A 17,165-nucleotide genomic window follows, 5' to 3' on the forward strand; every position below is an offset into this window, starting at 1 on the left:
TTAGTAAAATAAAACCACAATGTTCACAGGAATTATAGAAACACTCGGCAGGATTCACGAAATTCAAAAAGACCAAAACAATCTTCATATAACAGTTGACTCATCCATAACTCACGAATTGAAAATAGACCAAAGTGTTTCGCACAACGGAATATGCCTTACAGTTGTTGCCATTAAAGATTCTCTTTACACGGTAACTGCAATTGACGAAACGATTTTAAAAACCAATATTGGCGACTGGAAAACAGGCGATATTGTAAATTTAGAAAGAGGAATGAAGCTTGGAGACCGTTTAGACGGACATATTGTTCAAGGTCACGTAGATCAAACTGGAACTTGCATTAAAATTGAAGAAGCCAACGGAAGCTGGAATTATACTTTTGAATATGACAAAACCTTAAACAACATCACAATCGAAAAAGGTTCGATTACTGTAAACGGAGTAAGTCTAACAGTTGTAAACTCTAAAACAAATGAATTTAGCGTTTCAATTATTCCGTACACTTATGAGCACACTAACTTTAAAGATTTCAAAGTTGGAACAAAAATCAACCTTGAGTTTGATGTAGTAGGAAAATACATTTCTAGACTTTATTCGATCAACAAATAAAATCTAACACTTTCCCACAAAAAAAGCTTCAATTTAAATTGAAGCTTTTTTTGTTTGGTTTTTATATATCACGGTTGCACCTAATGCTAAACCGCCAATTACTAGAAAAACAATATTTTGGTCTATTGGAAACGTAGGGTTACAACCAAAATCTTCGCATTCATCGTCAAGTGTGCCTGCGGTACCATTCGTAGTAGCCACTTTTGCTGTAGGAGCAGGTGGATTTGATGATCCGGCCAACATGAATGAAACATTTAATAATATTAAAGTAACTGCTAAAAAAGGGGCTTTTAGATTTTTCATAAATTCAAGCTGTTAAAAACAGCAAGTCTGTAATTATTAACAAATATTCTTTAATAGAAATTTCGCACAAGACATTTCTGCCTGCAAAATCTTGGACAAAAGTATAAGTTTTTTGCACAAAAGCAACTTTTAAAACGAAAAACATAGAAACAAATTTTAACAGTTTCCGTTTTTAAAGACCTAATACCTTTTCTGAAAACGTTATAGGACATAAAAACCTCATTTTCATTATTCTTTGCAAAATTCTCAACCTTATAAGAATTTCCTGATTTTAACAACGGCACATAAATGCCAGTTCTTCAAAAAATTTAATTTATCAGAATTTACGTAAAATTAAAACGATTGGTTTTTCACTTTTATTATTTACTGTTAAAACTTTTTTTTCGAAATAAATATCTTTGCAAAATATTGCATTTAAAAAGGAGTCTTTTCTATTTTTACCTTTAAAGAGAACCATTTCAAAAGCCGAAACTTATTTTAATCCAAAACAAATGAAAAACAAATATACCGTAGGAAGTTTATATGCTGGTGTTGGCGGTATTTGTTTGGGTTTTGAAAATGCGGGATTCAAATTAGAATGGGCAAACGAATTTGACAAAAAAGCCTGTGTTACGTACAGAAACAATTTCGAACATACTCTGATCGAAGGCGATGTAATGCAGATTGACGTAAAAGAACTTAACAAAATAGATATTCTTACAGCTGGATTTCCGTGTCAGCCTTTTTCTTTGGCCGGACATAGAAAAGGTTTTAAGGACAGTCGTGGAAATCATTTCTTTAAAATTTTGGATTTTATTGACGAAATGAGACCAAAAGTCGTTTTTCTTGAAAATGTCAAAAACCTAAAAGGGCATGACAAAGGAAATACGATGAAAGTTATTCAGCGTGAGATTAAAAAACGCAATTATACTTTTGACAGCGCGATTTTAAACACCAAAGATTTTGGAAATATTCCGCATAATCGAGAGCGAATTTTTATGATTGCTTTTGATAAAGACTTCGTTAAAAAAGGCTTCAAATTCAGTTTTCCCGAAAAAGAAGAATTAACAAAAAAGGTAACCGATTTAATTACCAAAGAACAAGTCGAAAAGAAATTCTATTATACTGAAGACAAATACATGTACAATATGCTAAAAGAAGCCGTTGTACGCGAAGACAGAATTTATCAGTTTAGAAGGCAATATGTACGAGAAAACAAAAAAGAAGTTTGTCCGACTCTTACAGCAAACATGGGAACTGGCGGCCACAATGTCCCAATTATTACAACAGAATTTGGTTTCAGAAAATTAACACCAAGAGAATGTTTCCGTTTTCAGGGATTTCCAGACAGTTATAAATTACCGAAAATTTCAAATTCTAATCTTTACAAACAAGCTGGAAACTCAGTAAGTATGCCGGTTATTGAAAGATTGGCTTCTGAAATTTTCAAATGCATTGAAAAAATCGAAACTAAAAAAGCAAAAACAGAAAAAGTTTAAATACTCAAAAGCATTATTGTTCCTTCAATTCTGGCTAAACAGACTTCAAGATTTTTTTCAATTTCTTTACTCCAAAATCGCAGAACCGTCCAGTTTTCAGAAATTAAAAACGCATTTACTTCTTCATCTCGCTGTATGTTTCTTTCAATTTTCGGAATCCAATATTCTCGATTCGTTTTAATTCTGAGTTGTTCAGTTTCCCAATCTTTTCCGTGAAAGAATTCGCTATCGACAAAAATGGCAATTTTATATTTGGCAAAAGTAAGATCTGGCCTTCCAAATATCTTTTTATTGTTTTTTCGATATCTGTGACCCAATTTCCATAATGCTTTAGCAAGCTTTACTTCGCCTTTTGTTGCAGTACTTTTTATCGCCTGCATAGTTTTCCTCCTTTGTTCGGGAGTTAATCTATCCATCTGAAGATTAAATTTGTTTCGGATGGATAAAGTTAAGGGATTTTAGGAAAAGGGAAGTTTAATTTTTAATGTGGAAAATTTCAAATTTCACATTAAAAAAAAGTCTAAAAACAAAAAAGCCTCTACATTTCTGTAAAGGCTTTGTGTTTCTAAAGAAGTGGTCCCACCTGGGCTCGAACCAGGGACCACCTGATTATGAGTCAGGTGCTCTAACCAGCTGAGCTATAGGACCGGTTTAGAGGATGCAATATTACTACTATTTTTCATTCACTCCAAATATTTTAAGACATCATTTGAATTTAATTTTAAATCTTTCTTCGAATCTCAAAAACGAAATTGATTTTCAATACCTTATTCAAAAATAAAAATGATATTTTTTTATTTAATTTCCTGACAAAGCTCTACTAAAACGCCATTTGTGTTCTTTGGATGCAGAAAAACAACCAATTTATTGTCGGCTCCTTTCTTCGGAACTTCATTAATCAAGACAAAACCTTCATTTTTTAAGCGGGCAATTTCGGCTTCGATATCATCAACATCAAAAGCAATGTGATGAATTCCTTCTCCTTTTTTCTCCAAGAATTTAGCAATCGGGCTTTCTGGATTTGTTGCCACCAGAAGCTCGATTTTATTATTTCCCGTTTGAAAAAATGAAGTTAGAACACCTTCGCTTTCTACCGCTTCCATTTTATAAGACGGAACGCCAAGCATTTTTTCGAACAAAACATTTGCGTCGTCCATATTTTTTACTGCAATCCCGATATGTTCTATTTTGTTTACCATAGTTTCAATTTTATTGGTTCACATAAGTACTAAAATAACCGCATTCTGCAATTACATCCTGATAATATTTCGTGTCAGAATAGTCTTTCCTTAAAGTCTTGAAAGCGTTCCAAGCAATAAAATTAACTTTATCCTCGCGAATTTCCCAATAGTTATTTACGTCGCTGTATTTTTTATTGTAATAATCGTTTCGTTCACATTTCGAAATCAAATACAAACATTTTGCTTTTTGATCTTTAGTAGAAGCCGCTTCAAAAGCTTTTTGATAATACATTTTCGAAACCGAATTGTCTGTAATCATATCTTTCATTGAATTTCTAAATGAATACGGACTTGATCCATAACCCACAATGGTGATTTCATAGAAAGTTCTTCCGTTTCCAAAATGAGAAATATTATAAAATGCATTTCCTAACAAAAGACTATTCGTGTAAACATCTTCTTTTTGAGCCAATTTCTCTTGCATAGATTTTATCGTCGTCAAGAAATCCATATAAGTATATTTTCTTTTCTGATACGCCGCGTGCTCGCAATCATGACAATCCTTAATATTTCCGTTAAACGGATTTCCTAGGAATTTATAATATTGAACAGAATCGGTTTGTTGCATAAACGCAATTGCTTCTGGAATTTTGTTCTTGAAAGTCGCCTGAACTGCTTGGAAATTATTAATATCTTTCAGCTTCAAGCTGTAAATTCCTGCTCCAATCTTCTCGATTTCTGACTTATTAGATTTTTCCAAAAAGCTTTTAATCGCTAACAAATCCTTTTCATTATCATAATATGCATTTCCATCATTCCAATAACTGTAACGTGATTCGCCAAAAATCTCAGCCATAACTAGATTTCCCTTTTCTTTGTAAAGGTGAGACAAATAGCTTCTACTCCATGAAGAAGCATTCTGATAACGAAATTCCTGTCCTTTATAAGTTTTAGGAAGTTCATAATACAGCCAATTCAAATCGGCTAGGATTGTTTTTTCGTTTTTGTCGGTCAGTTTATCAATCTTGTTTAAATTATTTACAAAGCGCAATAAACGAAGCTGCATTCCTGCCAGTTCTGTTTTTGGAAGCGTTTTTTCAGCTTTGCTGTAATTTTTATCTGCATTAGCATAATCTCCTTTTAAAGTCTGAAGATATCCAATCGCAATATCCCATAAATAGGGTTTCTCAGTATTTCCAGCAGCAGAAATTTTCGAAATCAAATCAACTGCACTGTTGTCTACTTTTGCTTTGTTTTCTGTTTTATTCTCGGCAACGGTTTGTTGTTTTGGTGGCTGATTTTCTCCTTGTCCGTTTAACTGAAACGAATTATTTAGAGATTGTTCTAATCTATTTACCAATCGTGTTGCCAGATAATTTAAATGTTCACTTTTCGGATTTAACTCATAAATTTTCTCAATCGCCTGTTTTTCATCTTTATAATATCCATGAATTGCCCAAAGTGCGGCTTTCTCATCATTTTTTTTCGCCATCGCCAAAGCCTTTGTCCAATCTGATTCATTTTTTGGACGGAAACTATACGCCGTTACAACTCTTAATTCTGGACATTTATCAAAAACCTGTGCGTACAAATAATTGGAAACAGCATATTTTTTCTGTTTGAAATTAATTCCAGCAACATAAGCCAAAGCACGATAATACAAAGTATTTTTTGGAACAGAACTTTCTGTTTTATTAAAAAAGTCAATTGCTTTTTGTTTGTCATTACTATAAAAACGCGCTTTCATGGTTAGGAACCAATATCTGTTTTTCAAAAACGGATCTGATAAAGTATTGTAAACGTTTTCTATAGACTGAATCATTTTGGCATCATTGAAAGTTTTTGCCACAACTGGATCGTAACTCCAATAATCTTCGCCAATTGAAACGGTTTCTATTTTTTGAGCCAAATACAAAAATTCGACAAAGTTTTTGACTTTATCATCTTTTAAATTAAGCTTTTTGCTCCATTTTTGAGAGCTTTTATTTTCCTTTTTTGTTTTATAAAAAACATGCAGGTCTGTTATTTCTTCTTTATTCTGGATAGCGTTTTTTTCATCAGAATAATATCTTGGCTTTTCATCACCAATCAAAAAATAATTTACACTTGTCGTATCCACTTTTCCTTTTAAATAAGTAGCCCAATCTGATTTGATATTAGAATTAAAACGAGAATTGTGCTGCGTATCAAAACCAATTCCGTAGAAAATTCCGCCAGATAAAAACAAAGGCGAATACGATTTATCGGCAAAAGTTTCAGGAGTAAAATTTGAATTATAGCCAAAGAAATCCCAATCGTCTCCTCCGGCGCAGGCATATATAATTCCGTATGCAGAAAGCAAAACGGCACTAGAAACAAGAAATAATCTGCTCAAAAGTGTTTTTTTCATAATTGTTTAAGTTGAATTCGTCTAAATCGTAAAATATAATTTCGTTTGGCTTTTCGATAAGATTATATTGCAAATCTTCTGCCATTTCTTTTAAATCGTCTTTTGAAATTTCTTCTATTTTCAAAAGATCATTTTCTTCATAAAAAACTCCATTTTTATAATTGGATTGTTTCGCTCTAAAAAAAATGGAGCTTGTTTTTTCAAAATTTGGATCTTCTTCCAATTCTTTCCTATTCATTTTCGAACGAAGTCCGATTACTTTATTATTTCTAATATGAACTCCCCAAGAATAAATTGGAAATGCAAAATCCAGATGAAGCGGATATTTCTTTAAACTCTTAAGATATCGTTCTGCTACTTTCTGATCGTAAATCGAATTAAGAGAATCGGGCGCAATTGATCCCATATTGTAATACATCAAAACTCCAGAATCGACGCTTGGAATTTTTGTTTTCTTAAAATATTTCACCTGATGCAATCGAATTGTTGCCGAAAGTTTTTTCTTCGAAAGCTTCTTAAAACTCTTTATAAACTTGAGATAATTTTCTTTGCTTTCTAAAGACCAGTCACAATCTATCTGAATTTCTTGAGAAACGATTTTATTTTTAGAATTGATCTGTTCGATAAAATCAAAAGTTTTTTGAGCTAAATCTTCGACATCAAGATTTTTTTGCAGCATTACTTTGTTCTGAATAAAAACAACTGGAACAATCTTATATCCGTTCGGATTTATTTCAAAACGAATTGGACTTATCGGAATTGGGAATTTAGATTCAGGATGAAGTCCGATATCAAAATATCGAACATAAAGCTTGCTGACGTTGTTTTCTTCTAAAACTTCTTTTTCAATTTTAGAAAATTTGAAGATCGTTTTCCAGTAATAAAAAGAGATAACAGGTTTTTCGTTTTTAGTGCATGAGAACATTAAAAAGAGAAACAAAACTGAAAAAAATCGCTTTAACAAAACTTAGAAAATTACATTTTAATTCAAAAGTAAGAAATTATGTCTTTTTAAAATATTCAAACTATAAAAAACTGAAGAATCGCAAAAGTTTGAAATCCTAATAAATAGCCAAAAAATTTCAATTAAAGCAAATATAATTGTTATTTTGTGCAATCAAATTGAAAAACCGTTATGTTGAAAGACACCTTAAAATACATTGCATTTATAATTTTAATATCAATGATAAGCTGCGCGAAAAGAGGCAGCATTACCGGCGGTTTAAAAGATACGTTACCTCCTGTTTTAACATCTAGTTTTCCTAAAAATTTCAGCACTGATTTTAAAGGAAATACGATCACTTTAAATTTTGACGAATATGTCAAACTTAAAAACACAAACAAACAGCTGATTATTTCTCCTCCATTAAAGTACGAACCTTTAATTACGCCATCAACAGCCAGTAAATTTATAAAGATCGAAATTCGTGATACTTTACAGCCAAACACAACTTATAGTTTCAATTTTGGACAAGCCATTACGGACAATAATGAAGGAAATGCGTTAAACCAATTCAAGTATATTTTTTCGACAGGACCTTATATTGATTCCTTAAAATTGAGCGGAAGAATTAAAGACGCGCGTGAGAAATATGTGGATAATTTTGTTTCTGTAATGTTATACGAGGTGAATGACAAATTCAAAGATTCTACTATTTACAAAGAATTTCCTCGCTACATTACAAATACTTTAGACAGTATGAGAACTTTCCAGTTTGAAAATTTGAAAGCAGGAAAATATCTTTTGATTGCACTAAAAGACAAAGGTTCAAACAATAAATTCAATCCGAAAGATGATAAAATCGGGTTTTTGAAAAACTACATTACAATTCCAACTGATACGGTTTACGAGTTAGAATTGTTTAAGGAAGTTTTGCCTTTAAAGACTTTCAAACCTATTCAGGCTTCTGGAAATAGATTATTGCTTCCGTATGAAGGGAAACAGAATTTCAAGAATTCGAAACCAAATATTGTACTTAAAAATGGCGATGAAGTTCTAGAAACTATTGTTACACAATTCCCGAAAAAAGATTCACTTCAAGTTTGGTATAAATCCCTAAAAGTAGATTCTTTATCAATGGAAGTATCAAAAGGAGATTATAACAAAAAGTTTACTTTTAAGATTAAAGCCCTTAAAAAAGATACTTTAGCTATCAAACCAGTACAAAATGGGCAAATTAATTTTAGAGAACGTTTTACTTTAGAAACCGAAACTCCTTTGGTTAAATTTGATCAAACTAAAATCAAATTGATAAACAAAGATTCTGTTGCTGTTCCTTACACAACCGAATATGACGAATTTGACCAAAAATTATATATTGATTTTAAGAAAGAACCTTTAGAAAAATATCAAATGACACTTTTCCCAGGAGCTTTGACCGATTTTTATGAAAAAAGCAATGATACTTTATCCTATAAACTCGCAACAAAAGAATTGGAAGATTACGGCAATTTGGTATTGAACTTTAAAAATGTAAAACGTTTTCCAATTATTGTAGAAATTACCAACAAAAAAGGAGATAATGTTCTCGCCAGCGAATATTCTGAAGGAGCAACCAAAATCTCATTTAACTTAATGGTTCCTGAGGAATTTACTGTTCGAGTTATTTATGACGATAACAAAAATAAAGTTTACGATACTGGAAATTTCTTAAATAAAACCTATTCTGAGGAAGTATTTTATTATCAAAAAGGCATAGACGTCCGATCTAACTGGGATGTAGATGAAACTATAGATTTAAGCGTTCCTTTTAATCCTGAAGTCGAGAAAAAACAAGACGATAAAAAGAAAAAAGAAGCAGAAAAGAAACGGAAAGCGTTCTAGATTTTAATTTCGAAAGTATCCTGGTCACCTAGGAAATTTAGTTTTCTTCTGGTTTCCAACATTATATCTTTATCCAATTCAGCCACAAAAACACCTTCTGTTTCTTGTGGCTTTATTATATAATTCCCCCAATAATCAATTAATTGAGTATGTCCGTTATGCTCAAAATTATTATCATCAAAACCAATTCTGTTTACGCCAGCAACATAGCTCAAGTTTTCTATCGCGCGGGCATTTAGCAAAGTATCCCAGGCGCTTGTTCGAACTTTTGGCCAATTGGCGACATACAAAAGAAGATCGTAGTTTTCGACATTTCGCGCAAAAACAGGAAAACGTAAATCGTAACAAATCTGAAGGCAAATTTTCCAGCCTAAATATTCCACAATTACTTTTTGAGTTCCTGGAATATAAAATTCATTTTCTCCCGCAAGCGAAAACAAATGTCTCTTATCATAATATTGAAAATCTCCTGAGGGAAAAACAAACAGCATTCGGTTATAATATTCTCCGTTTTCCGTAATTACAAGACTTCCTGTAATTGCCGCATTTTTTTCTCTTGCTTTTAATTTCATCCATTCAATAGTTTCACCTTGCATCGTTTCTGCAACTTCAGAAGCATTCATTGTAAACCCAGTCGAAAACATTTCCGGAAGCACAATTAAGTTTATTTCTGAATCCAATTCATTTATCTGGTCATCAAATTTTTCTCGGTTTGCAGCAGCATTTTCCCAAATAAGATCGGTTTGAATTAAAGCAATTTTCATCTTTTGAATTTTTATATAAAGGTAGAAAACATCAGCGTATTCTTCATTTATTCCTCAATAATTTTAACATTATCATTGCAAAAAAAACGCAGTTTTTGCAAAAAAAATGCGATGTGTAGAATTATTTTATATATTTGAAATTACAACCACAATTATAACTAACTAAAATACAACCACAAACCATGAGCATTCTCATACTCACTGCGTGCATTATATTCTTGATTCTACAGATTGCCTGGTTTAAAATTAATCCGTTTATCGCGTTTATTATTACGTCGCTTTTGGCTGCGCTTTTTCTTGGTTTGCCAATTGAAACCATATCGCCAGTTTTGCAAAAAGGCCTCGGCGAAATGCTCGGTTCAATAACTTTGATAATTGTTTTCGGAACTTGCATTGGTAAACTCGCTGTTTCTTCTGGAGCCGCAAAAGTGATTGCGAAAACAGTTATGAATTGGACTGGGAGAAAATATGTTCGTTTGGGTTTAATGATTACTGGATTTATAATCGGAATTCCGCTTTTTTACAGCGTCGGATTTGTGCTTTTGGTTCCGCTGATTTTTTCTGTCGCGCATCAATTTAAATTATCAAAAGTCTATTTGGGAATTCCAATGCTGGCTTCGCTTTCTGTTGCGCATGGATTTTTGCCACCACATCCTTCCCCAATGGCTTTGAGTAGTATTTTAAAAGCAGATATTGGTTTGGTTTTAATTTACGGAATTATAATCGCGATTCCCACAATCTTAATTGCGGGATTATGGTTTTCAACTCGCTTCAAAAACATCAAAACCGAATCGGATCATGAAATTTTAAATGTTGAAGAAATTACAAACGAAGGCAAACTGCCAAGTTTTGGATTGAGTTTATTTTCTGCTTTATTTCCTGTTTTCGGATTAACGATTACTTCTTTACTTCCACTAATTTCAAATAATGAAAAATTAATTGCGATCTGCAAAATTATCGGAGATCCAAGTATCATAATGTTATTGTCACTTTTGCTTTGCACTTATACTTTAGGAATTAAAATGAATAGAAGCATGTCATCTGTTATGGATGATTATACACAAGCTATAAAAGATGTCGCTCTTATTGTTTTAATTGTTGGAGGTGCGGGCTGTTTAAAAGAAGTTATGATTGTTAGTGGCGTAAACGAAACTATTGTAGCCACTTTAAATCAAATAAACATTCATCCGTTTTTATTGGCTTGGACGATGGCAGCGATTATTCGTATTTGCGTTGGTTCGGCAACTGCAGCAGGTTTAATGACAGCGAGTGTTTTATTACCTTTACTACAATCTAACGATCTCGACCCCAATCTCTTTGTACTTTCTGTTGGAGCCGGAAGTTTAATGTGTTCGCACGTAAACGATCCCAGTTTCTGGATGTTCAAAGAATATTTCAACATTAGCCTAAAAGACACTTTTAAATCCTGGACAGTAATGGAATCTTTGGTTTCTGTTCTGGGAATTGTATTTATATTTATTTTAAACGCTTTAATACATTAAAATCATGAGTTTAAATCCGCAAGAAAAATTCGAAAGTCTAGGTTTATCGCTTCCTCCTGCTCCACAGCCGCTAGGAATTTATAAACCGTATTTAGTAGACGGAAAATATCTATATCTATCTGGTCACGGACCTGTTCAAGATGATAAATCTTTAATTATCGGCCGAATTGGAGAAGATATGGATATCGAAGTAGGAAAATTGGCCGCAAGACAAGTCGGACTTACAATGCTTTCTACAATTGTAACCAATTTTGGAAGCTTAAGCAAAGTAAAAAGAGTGATCAAAGTTCTCGGAATGGTGAATTGCACATCTGATTTCTTAAAACATCCTTATGTAATAAATGGCTGCAGCGAATTATTTGCAGAAGTTTGGGGACAAGAAAACGGAATCGGTGTGAGAAGTGCTGTTGGATTTGGTTCGCTTCCTGATAATATTCCTGTTGAAGTTGAAGCGCTTTTTGAATTGTATTAAATCGAAATTATTTTCTAACACATAGAAACATAGATTTTTTTTCAAAATTGAGATTAAAATAGATGGCTAGTCATTCACACATAGTCTCTGTTTACTAAAACAATTGAAACGTCTTTTGCCAGCATCAAAAGCCTATGTTTCTATGTGTTAAAAAAATCAACACGAAGATTATAAATTGCTAAAAACCAAGAACCATGCAAAAGAACTGGTGGGAAATAAATTCAGAAACGCTTATCGATACTCCGTTTTTAGCAGTTTACGAAGATCGGTTAAGACAAAATATTGAAAAGCTCATTTCTTATGTCAAAGGCGACACACAAAGATTGCGTCCGCATATTAAAACACATAAAAATGCCGAAGTTTTAGAGCTTTTTAAAATTTACAACATCAAGAAAATAAAATGTGCCACAATTGCCGAAGCAGAACTTGCAGCAAATCAGCACATCGAAGACATCCTTTTAGCATATCAACCCGTCGGATTAAAAGTCGAAAGATGGATTTCATTAATTAAAAAATTTCCTGAAACTCATTTCTCAACTATTGTAGACAATCTGAAAACTGCTTTGGATTTAAATGAAATTGCCAAAAGAAATAATATCGTTCTTTCCATTTATTTGGATTTAAATACAGGAATGAATAGAACGGGTTTTTCAATTTCTGAAGATTGGGCAACTTTAATTAATGAAATTATAAAATTGAAAAATCTTCATTTAGAAGGAATTCACATTTATGACGGACATACAAAAGGAACTTTAGAAGAACGAAATTTAGAAACTTCAAAAGCATTTGATCAAATTAAAAATCAAATTAAAGACATTAATTATGATTTAAAAATTGTTGCAGGCGGTTCTAATACTTTTCCTTTTTATGCAAAACAAGAAAATGTAGAATGCAGTCCGGGAACTTTTGTTTTTTGGGATTCGAATTATCAAATTCATTTACCCGAACAAGATTTCAAACCTGCGTTAGTAATCGTTGGAACAATTATTTCTAAACCGACTAAAAATACATTTTGCGTAGATATTGGCTATAAAGCCGTTTCATCTGAAAATCCGATTGATAAAAGATTGGTTGTTTTGAATGATGAAAATTTGATTCCAACCGCACATTCTGAAGAACATTTAATTCTCGAAAATAAAGGTCAAAACAAATATGAAATTGGAGATATTATTTACGCAAAACCTTATCATGTCTGTCCAACTGTTGCTTTGTACGATAATCTTCAAGCAGTAAACAAAAAACATCAAATTTATGCGCAATGGCCAGTTGGCGCGCGAGGCCGAAAAAATACTATTTAAATTTTAAATCCTATGTTTATACTAGATGCCCACCTAGATCTCAGCATGAATGCGATGGAATGGAATCGAGATCTAAGAAACGATGTCCCTACTTTACGTCAATTAGAAAAAGGAATGACCGATAAACCAGATCGCGAACGCGCAACGGTTTCTTTTCCTGATCTCAGAAGTGGAAATATTGGAATTGTCGTCGCGACTCAAATTGCAAGATTTGTAAAACCTGATAGTATTATTCCGGGATGGAATTCTCCAGAACAAGCTTGGGCGCAAACACAAGGACAACTTTCGTGGTATAAAAGCATGGAAGAAGCTGGTGAAATGACGCAGATTACAGATAAAAAATCACTTCTAAAACATTATGATTTATGGAATGATGGAACTCCAAATGATAAAAAACCAATTGGCTATATTTTAAGTTTGGAAGGCGCAGATTCAATTATAGATATTTCTTATTTAGAAAAAGCCTATAATTACGGATTACGAGCTGTCGGACCCGCACATTATGGACCTGGAAGATATGCCAACGGAACGGATGCAACTGGAAAAATGAATCAGAACGGAATTGATTTATTGAAAGAAATGGAGCGTTTGAATATTATTCTCGATGCAACGCATTTGTGTGACGATGCTTTTTGGCAGGCTTTGGATCATTTTAATGGCGCGGTTTGGGCAAGTCACAACAATTGCAGAGCTTTAGTTGATCATAATAGGCAATACAGCGACGAGATGATTAAAGCTTTAGTTTCTAGAGGAGCTGTTATTGGTGGCGCTTTAGATGCTTGGATGATGGTTCCAAATTGGGAAAGAGGAATTTCTGATCCTAAAAAAATGAATTGTAGTTTAGAAACCGCTTTTCAGCACATGGATCATATTTGCCAGCTTGCAGGAAATGCAAATCATATCGGAATTGGCTCTGATTTAGATGGCGCTTTCGGGACAGAACAATGTCCGTACGATTTAGATACGATTGCTGATTTACAAAAATTGGTTTTGATTTTTAAAAATCATGGTTATTCTGATGAAGATTTAAAGAAAATTTTTCATCAAAATTGGATTGATTTTTTACTGAAACATTGGGATTAGATCACAACTAAACTTGGAACGGCACTTTTGTACTTCTGTAATTTTTCGTGATTTGGTTCTTCTTCGGTAATAACGTAATTCACTTCAGACAAACTAGCAATTTTCATTTTAAGAACGGTATTTAGTTTCTCCGTAATCGTTAAAACTGCTGTTTTCTTAGAAGCCTGAATCATTGCTTTTTTTACCTGAACAGTTTCCCAATCAGAATCAGAATAACCGCCGTCTACATCTAAAGCATTTGTTCCTAAAACCAAAAGATCTGCTTTTATATTGGCTAATTGATGAAAAGCTTCTCCGCTCACACACATTTGACTATACGAAGAAATGCTTCCGCCAATCATAATCGTTTTGATATTTGGTTTATCTAAAAGCTGAACCGCTGTTAAAGCTGTAATTGTAAAAACAGTCAAATTAAGATCGTTTGGAATTAATCGGATGAATTCGCGAATCGTTGTTCCTCCATCAACAATTAAAACCATTCCGTCATGAAGAAGTCCAACGGCTTTTTGCGCAATAACTTGTTTGGCTTCGACAGCATAAGTCTGGTTCGATGAAGAATAGTGATACCCTTTTGTCATGGCGCCACCTTTGACTTTAATTAAAAGAGAATCAGCGTCAAGTTCATTAATATCACGACGAACAGTATCTTCCGAAACACCAAGTTTAGCCGAAAGAGTTTCAAAACTCACACGCGTGTGCAAATTGATCTCTTTTAGAATATGATTTTTACGTTCTTCCTTACTGTAATTTAAAACTTCATTTTCAGTGCTCATGCCGATCGATTTTTTGTAATTACAAAAATAAACATTTCATTAAATAATTCATCGAAACCAAAAGCCGTATTGGCAATAAAAATTTTCAATAAGTTAGTTTTAAAAGCATTTCGATATCTTTAAAACTGTTTTTAATAAAAATCTAAAGTTTTTCTCCCATGAAAAAATTCCTTTTTTTATTTTTTGCTCTTTCTTTTTTAAATGGAAATGCTCAAAATTCACAGCAGAACAATTCGATAATTCCTGCTCCAAATTTTTATAATTTGACTGGAGACAGTATTCGGATAAATGGAAAAGTTCAGATTAATTTTAAAAACAAAAATTATAGTGAAAAGGAATTAAAATCGGCTAAAATTTTAGAATCGGCATTAAATTCAAAAACCAATTCAAAGAAATCAAATCTCAAAATTGAGTTTAATTCAGATGTAAATTTCAAATCAAAAGAAGGCTATAAAATAGAAATTAATTCGAACAAAATTTCAGTTTCCGGAAAAGAAGAAGGGTTATTTTATGCAGTTCAAACTTTATTACAGCTTCTTCCAAACAAAATTTCAAGTGAAATAAAATTGCCGTGCGTAATCATCGAAGATCAACCACGATATTCTTACCGAGGCTTGCATTTAGACGTCTGCCGCCATTTTTTCTCCGTTACTGTTATAAAAGATTTTATTGCACAAATGGCTAGTTATAAATTAAATAATTTTCATTGGCATTTAACTGACGATCAAGGTTGGCGAATTGAGATTAAAAAATATCCAAAATTGACGAAAGTAGGTTCGAGAAGAGCTCAAACTTTAGTTGGAAATAAATTCGAAAGAACCCCATTCTTTTTTGACGGAAATCCATATGGAGGATTTTATACTCAAGAAGAAATCAAAGAAGTTGTAAAATTTGCCGAAGCTAATTATGTAAATGTAATTCCTGAAATCGAAATGCCCGGACATGCTTCGGCAGCGGTTACGGCTTATCCAAATTTGGCTTGTTTTCCAGATCGAAATTATAAAGTGGTAGAATCCTGGGGAGTTTTTGAAGATGTTTTTTGTGCAGGGAAAGACGAAACTTTTACTTTTCTAGAAGATGTTTTAACGGAAGTTATGACTTTGTTTCCGAGTAAAAATATTCATGTGGGCGGAGACGAATGCCCAAAAACAAGATGGAAAGTTTGTCCAAATTGTCAAAAACGAATCAAAGATCTAGGTTTGAAAGACGAACATGAATTACAGAGTTATTTCATCAAAAGAATTGAAAAATTCTTGAATGCCAACGGAAGACAGATTTTTGGCTGGGATGAAATTCTAGAAGGCGGACTGGCACCAAACGCAGCCGTTATGTCTTGGCGCGGAGAATCGGGCGGAATTCACGCAGCAAAACTGAAACATCCTGTTGTAATGACTCCAGAACAAACAGTTTATTTTGATTACAATCAAGGTTATTCACCAAATGAACCACTTACGGTTGGAAGATTAAGTACTTTAGAAAAAGTGTATAATTACAATCCAACTCCTGCGGACAGCTTATCGGTTGAAGAACAAAAATATATTATTGGAGTTCAAGCCAATCTTTGGTCGGAATATTTGACAAGTCCTGCGAAATTAAATTATATGCTATATCCGCGTGTTTTGGCTTTAGCAGAAATCGCTTGGACAGAACCAAAAAACAAAAACTACAATCATTTTCTTCAAAATCAACTGCCTTATCATTTAGAAAAACTGGAATTGCAAAATCGATTGTATAAAGTTCCAACACCTTTTGAAGCTGACGAAACAGCTTTAATTGCATCAAAATATATTTTAGATTTAAAACCAACCATCAAAAACGGCAAGATATTTTATACAATTGATGGCTACAATCCTGATGAAACGGCAAATCTCTACCAAAATCCTGTAACTGTAAATATTCCGAAAGGCGAATATCGAATTATTAAAACAATTCAAATCAGCGAAAGTGGCAAAAGAAGTTCTATTAATAAAATAATTGTTCGAAATCCTGATTTGAAATCTGCTTTGGCCATTCAACCCAAAGATAATGGTTTGAAGTATGAATATTTTACTGGAAACTTTTCTCAAACTCAGGATTTAGAACTTTCAAAACCTTTTTTTAGAGGCATTTTGAAAGGCAAAATTAGTGCTGAAAAATGGAAAACGAAATTAGAGCGTTATATCGGTTTAAAATTCGACGGATACATCTTTATTCCGGAAACTGGAAATTATACTTTTTCGACACTTTCAGACGACGGATCGAAGCTTTTTATTGATGATGAATTAATTGTAGATAATGATGGTATTCATTGGATGAATGAAGCTTATGGCGCTGTTAAACTGGAGAAAGGCTTTCATAAACTCAACATCAGTTATTTTGATTTAACTGGCGGCACAATTTTAAACTGTTTTATACAGCAGGAAGGAAAAGAAAAACAAGAAATAAGCGCTTCGCAATTGTTCTATGAGTAAAAACAAAAAACGCATCAAACTAAATTGATGCGTTTTTT

Annotated in this window: 15 protein-coding genes and 1 tRNA gene; 8 read left to right on the forward strand and 8 right to left on the reverse strand. The window is 32.9% G+C overall.

Annotation, left to right across the window (positions count from 1 at the left end; genetic code table 11):
* The first annotated feature begins 19 nt into the window (after positions 1 to 19).
* Positions 20 to 610 carry a riboflavin synthase gene (locus tag OD917_RS17365; protein ID WP_111287164.1) on the forward strand — a complete coding sequence of 197 codons (591 nt, stop codon included), beginning with the start codon at positions 20 to 22 and terminating at the stop codon, positions 608 to 610.
* 33 nt (positions 611 to 643) lie between these two features.
* On the opposite strand, the gene OD917_RS17370 is transcribed toward OD917_RS17365, so the two are convergent.
* Positions 644 to 913: a hypothetical protein gene (locus OD917_RS17370; RefSeq protein ID WP_111287166.1), complete on the reverse strand. Its 270-nt coding sequence runs from the start codon at positions 911 to 913 to the stop codon at positions 644 to 646.
* A gap of 491 nt (positions 914 to 1,404) precedes the next feature.
* Here OD917_RS17370 and OD917_RS17375 point away from each other — a divergent pair, with 491 nt between their 5' ends.
* Complete coding sequence (locus tag OD917_RS17375) at positions 1,405 to 2,391, forward strand: DNA cytosine methyltransferase (protein WP_263524650.1); 987 nt, start codon at positions 1,405 to 1,407, stop codon at positions 2,389 to 2,391.
* Here the strand turns inward: OD917_RS17375 and OD917_RS17380 are convergent.
* From OD917_RS17380 to OD917_RS17400, 5 genes are all read right to left on the reverse strand, one after another.
* A complete protein-coding gene (locus tag OD917_RS17380) occupies positions 2,388 to 2,807 on the reverse strand; it encodes a very short patch repair endonuclease (RefSeq protein WP_263524651.1) in 420 nt (139 codons plus the stop codon). The genes OD917_RS17375 and OD917_RS17380 overlap by 4 nt on opposite strands.
* Before the next feature lie 158 nt (positions 2,808 to 2,965).
* A tRNA-Ile gene (locus OD917_RS17385) sits at positions 2,966 to 3,039 on the reverse strand.
* Between the two features lie 146 nt (positions 3,040 to 3,185).
* Positions 3,186 to 3,590, reverse strand: a complete 405-nt coding sequence (mce, locus tag OD917_RS17390) for a methylmalonyl-CoA epimerase (protein WP_095928359.1) — start codon at positions 3,588 to 3,590, stop codon at positions 3,186 to 3,188.
* Positions 3,591 to 3,600: 10 nt separating this feature from the next.
* Positions 3,601 to 5,961, reverse strand: a complete 2,361-nt coding sequence (locus tag OD917_RS17395; protein WP_263524652.1) for a hypothetical protein — start codon at positions 5,959 to 5,961, stop codon at positions 3,601 to 3,603.
* On the reverse strand, positions 5,921 to 6,886 hold the full coding sequence (locus OD917_RS17400; protein ID WP_263524653.1) for a hypothetical protein: 966 nt from the start codon (positions 6,884 to 6,886) through the stop codon (positions 5,921 to 5,923). The genes OD917_RS17395 and OD917_RS17400 overlap by 41 nt, the downstream gene beginning before the upstream one ends.
* Positions 6,887 to 7,096: 210 nt before the next feature.
* Here OD917_RS17400 and OD917_RS17405 point away from each other — a divergent pair, with 210 nt between their 5' ends.
* Positions 7,097 to 8,785 carry an Ig-like domain-containing protein gene (locus tag OD917_RS17405; protein ID WP_263524654.1) on the forward strand — a complete coding sequence of 563 codons (1,689 nt, stop codon included), beginning with the start codon at positions 7,097 to 7,099 and terminating at the stop codon, positions 8,783 to 8,785.
* Here OD917_RS17405 and OD917_RS17410 read toward each other — a convergent pair.
* The gene (locus OD917_RS17410; protein ID WP_111287184.1) at positions 8,782 to 9,549 is read right to left on the reverse strand and encodes an amidohydrolase; all 768 of its coding nucleotides are present in this window, start codon (positions 9,547 to 9,549) and stop codon (positions 8,782 to 8,784) included. The genes OD917_RS17405 and OD917_RS17410 overlap by 4 nt on opposite strands.
* A 182-nt stretch (positions 9,550 to 9,731) precedes the next feature.
* On the opposite strand from OD917_RS17410, the gene OD917_RS17415 reads away from it, so the two are divergent.
* The 4 genes from OD917_RS17415 to OD917_RS17430 all read left to right on the forward strand — a co-directional run bounded on the left by OD917_RS17415 (position 9,732) and on the right by OD917_RS17430 (position 13,904).
* A complete protein-coding gene (locus tag OD917_RS17415) occupies positions 9,732 to 11,051 on the forward strand; it encodes a GntP family permease (protein WP_263524655.1) in 1,320 nt (439 codons plus the stop codon).
* A 4-nt stretch (positions 11,052 to 11,055) separates the two neighbouring features.
* Positions 11,056 to 11,523, forward strand: coding sequence for a RidA family protein (locus OD917_RS17420; RefSeq protein ID WP_263524656.1), 468 nt, complete (start codon positions 11,056 to 11,058; stop codon positions 11,521 to 11,523).
* Between the two features lie 194 nt (positions 11,524 to 11,717).
* The gene (locus tag OD917_RS17425; protein WP_263524657.1) at positions 11,718 to 12,821 is read left to right on the forward strand and encodes a D-TA family PLP-dependent enzyme; all 1,104 of its coding nucleotides are present in this window, start codon (positions 11,718 to 11,720) and stop codon (positions 12,819 to 12,821) included.
* A 12-nt stretch (positions 12,822 to 12,833) separates the two neighbouring features.
* Positions 12,834 to 13,904 carry a dipeptidase gene (locus tag OD917_RS17430; protein WP_263524658.1) on the forward strand — a complete coding sequence of 357 codons (1,071 nt, stop codon included), beginning with the start codon at positions 12,834 to 12,836 and terminating at the stop codon, positions 13,902 to 13,904.
* On the opposite strand, the gene OD917_RS17435 is transcribed toward OD917_RS17430, so the two are convergent.
* Positions 13,901 to 14,677, reverse strand: a complete 777-nt coding sequence (locus tag OD917_RS17435; protein WP_263524659.1) for a DeoR/GlpR family DNA-binding transcription regulator — start codon at positions 14,675 to 14,677, stop codon at positions 13,901 to 13,903. The two genes, OD917_RS17430 and OD917_RS17435, sit on opposite strands and share 4 nt — an antisense overlap.
* A gap of 158 nt (positions 14,678 to 14,835) precedes the next feature.
* Here OD917_RS17435 and OD917_RS17440 point away from each other — a divergent pair, with 158 nt between their 5' ends.
* The gene (locus OD917_RS17440; RefSeq protein ID WP_263524660.1) at positions 14,836 to 17,127 is read left to right on the forward strand and encodes a family 20 glycosylhydrolase; all 2,292 of its coding nucleotides are present in this window, start codon (positions 14,836 to 14,838) and stop codon (positions 17,125 to 17,127) included.
* The last annotated feature ends 38 nt before the right edge of the window (positions 17,128 to 17,165 follow it).

Origin of the sequence: Flavobacterium sp. SH_e, assembly GCF_025717045.1 — a bacterium.
Classification (GTDB): domain Bacteria; phylum Bacteroidota; class Bacteroidia; order Flavobacteriales; family Flavobacteriaceae; genus Flavobacterium.